Source organism: Deltaproteobacteria bacterium, from assembly GCA_030654105.1.
In the GTDB taxonomy this organism is placed as follows: Bacteria; Desulfobacterota; SM23-61; order SM23-61; family SM23-61; genus JAHJQK01.
In genome coordinates this window covers 1-2647 of record JAURYC010000114.1, presented here as the reverse complement: position 1 = coordinate 2647, position 2647 = coordinate 1, and the positions used below count along the sequence as shown (strand labels likewise).

Genomic DNA, 2647 nt, shown 5'->3' with positions numbered 1-2647 from the left:
GCAGGGTGAAGTCGTAAGCAAGCTTGGAGATGGCCCGAAAAACCTTCATTTTCTGTTCGTAGGCCATATTGGCCGTGTCCAGGTTATTCCCGGCCCCGCTGATTAGAAAATGGTTAGGAATCCTGGTTTCGATGACCGTTTCCGCCAGAGTTCGGACCTGCTTGTTTAAAAATTCCGAAAGGCCTTTATGCTGATAAGGGATACCGATCATCGTGTGGAGATTGGCTGCCCCGAAATCGGCATCAATCAAGAGGGTTTTATTCCCCTGTTTGGCAAGCCAGATGCCGAGATTCCCCGCCAGGAAGCTCTTGCCCGAACCCCCTTTGCCCCCCCCAATCGGCCAGATGTTTATCATTTGCGGAGAACCTTCGTTCGTAAAGGTGACACGGAATTTTTAAAATCATTCTTTCGCTGCCAGTCTTGGGAAAGGATGGGAATGGACGCCTCCTCCGCCCGTGGCTGGCAGGTAAGGGTTTTATATAAACCCGAGGCTTCCATAAAGAAAAGATATTGTTCGGACTTGTTAAAAATATCTAAACAATCAAGAGAGATTCCTTTAATTTCGGAAGGTTATTTTAAAATATTTATTCCCATTTTACAACATCTTAGGACCCTTTATGGTTATTCCTTCTCTGCAATCTTATATTTTTTTATTTTATAGCGCAGGACCCGTTCGCTGATGCCGAGTTCCGCGGCTGCTTTCGTCTGCACCCCGCTGCTTTTCTCCAGAGCATTCGCGATCATCTGGCGTTCGATTTCCTCCAAAGCCGACGGAAGATTCCGGCTCTCCCGGGCGCGTTCCAAAGCCGCCTCCACCTTGCTCTCGCGCAGGTTTAAAGGCAAATCCTGGACAGTTAAGATTTCCCCGCGACATAAAACCACAGCCCGCTCAATGATATTTTCCAACTCCCGCACGTTTCCCGGATAGTGATAATTCATGAGTAAATCGCGGACTTCTTTGGATAAGGAGGTCACATTTTTTTTATTTTCCTGGTTGTATTTCCTTAAGAAATGCTCTACCAGCGGTGGAATGTCCTCTTTCCTCTCCCGCAGCGGCGGCAAAGATATGGTCACCACGTTGAGCCGGTAATACAGGTCTTCGCGGAATGCCCCTTTTTGAATGGCCTCCTCCAGGTTGTGGTTGGTGGCCGCGATTACCCGCATATCACTCTTAATGGTCTGGTTGCTTCCCAGGCGTTCGAACTCTTTCTCCTGGAGGACACGCAGGAGCTTCATCTGCAAAGAGGGAGAAAGGTCTCCGATCTCATCCAGAAAGATCGACCCATGGTCAGCTTGCTCAAACCGGCCGATCCTGCGGGCCACGGCTCCCGTGAAGGCTCCTTTTTCGTGGCCGAAGAGCTCGCTTTCCAGAAGGTTTTCAGGCAAGGCGGCACAGTTGACTTTGACCAGGGGCTTATCTGCCCGCAGGCTGGAATAATGGATGGCCCGGGCGATGAGTTCCTTTCCCGTCCCGCTTTCTCCCAGGATTAAGACGGTAGCCTGACTTTGGGCCACCCTTCCCACCAGATTAAGGGCTTCTCCCATTTGCCGGCTGGTGGAAACGATGAAATCCACCTTAAATTTTTCTCGCAACTGCTCTTTCAGTTCACGGTTTTCCTGCCCTAATCCTATCTCTCTTTCCACCCTTTGAATCAGAAGAAGGAGTTCATCCAGGTCAATGGGTTTGGTTAAATAATCATAAGCGCCTTCTTTCATGGCCGTAACAGCGGTCCCCACGGTTCCGTAGGCCGTCATGATCACCACCACTGCCTCCGGATTTAAACGCTTGATTTCTTTCAGTAGCTGAATTCCTTCCATGGCGGGCATGCGGTAATCGGTGAGGACCAGGTCGAAAGTCCCGCTCTTAAATTTTTCCAGGGCTCTTTGGCCGTCTTCCGCGGCAATGGCCCCGTACCCTTGCTTTACTAAGAAGCCTTCGAGCATCTCTCGTTGGACTTTTTCATCATCGACGATCAGAATCTGAAATTTTGAGGCTCCGCTCATCCCTTCCCCCTCGGCACGGGCAAGGATATCCGAAAAGTGCTTCCCCTGCCTACCTCGCTTTGCGCCCGGATTGTCCCCCCATGCTCCTGGATGATTTTGTGGGCCAGAGGTATGCCCAGTCCTATCCCCTTTTCTTTGGTGGTAAAATAATATTCGAATATCCTGCGGATGTTTTCCTCTGGGATCCCCTGCCCCGTGTCGGAAATCTCAATGATAATTTCCTTCCCGGCTTGTAACTTGGCAGCAAGGGTTAGTCGCCCCCCATCGGGCATGGCCTGGAGGGCGTTGTTGACTAAGTTCCAAAAAGCTTCTTGCATGCGCTGGCGGTCTAACCGAAGAACCGGTAAGTTTGGTTCGATTTCTTCCTGGAGGATGATTTTCTGCTGCTCGGCACTTTCCCGGCAAAGGAGGAGTATATCTCTTAAAATGTCTTCCACTTGAACCTCCTGCAGTTCTAAACGTGCGGGTCGCGCGAAGAAGAGAAATTGCTCGACGATCTCGTTTACCCGCTTTACTTCCCCGCGGAGGATATCCGTGAATCGATAATATTCCCCCTGTGGTTCCGGATGTTCGGGAGCGAACTCCCTTTGCAAACGTTGGATGGCCATGCCGATGGCGTTTAACGGGTTACGAATTTCATGAG

3 protein-coding genes are annotated in these 2647 nt (G+C 50.5%); all 3 read right to left on the bottom strand.

The genetic code is table 11. The features are described 5' to 3' along the window. Positions 1–355, bottom strand: a 355-nt coding sequence (locus Q7V48_04395) for an AAA family ATPase (protein MDO9209975.1), incomplete at its 3' end; no start/stop codon positions are given. 266 nt (positions 356–621) lie between these two features. Then, complete coding sequence (locus Q7V48_04390; protein ID MDO9209974.1) at positions 622–2004, bottom strand: sigma-54 dependent transcriptional regulator; 1383 nt, start codon at positions 2002–2004, stop codon at positions 622–624. Further along, positions 2001–2647 (bottom strand): ATP-binding protein (locus tag Q7V48_04385; GenBank protein ID MDO9209973.1); only part of this gene is annotated, 647 nt, incomplete at its 5' end. The genes Q7V48_04390 and Q7V48_04385, both read right to left, overlap by 4 nt.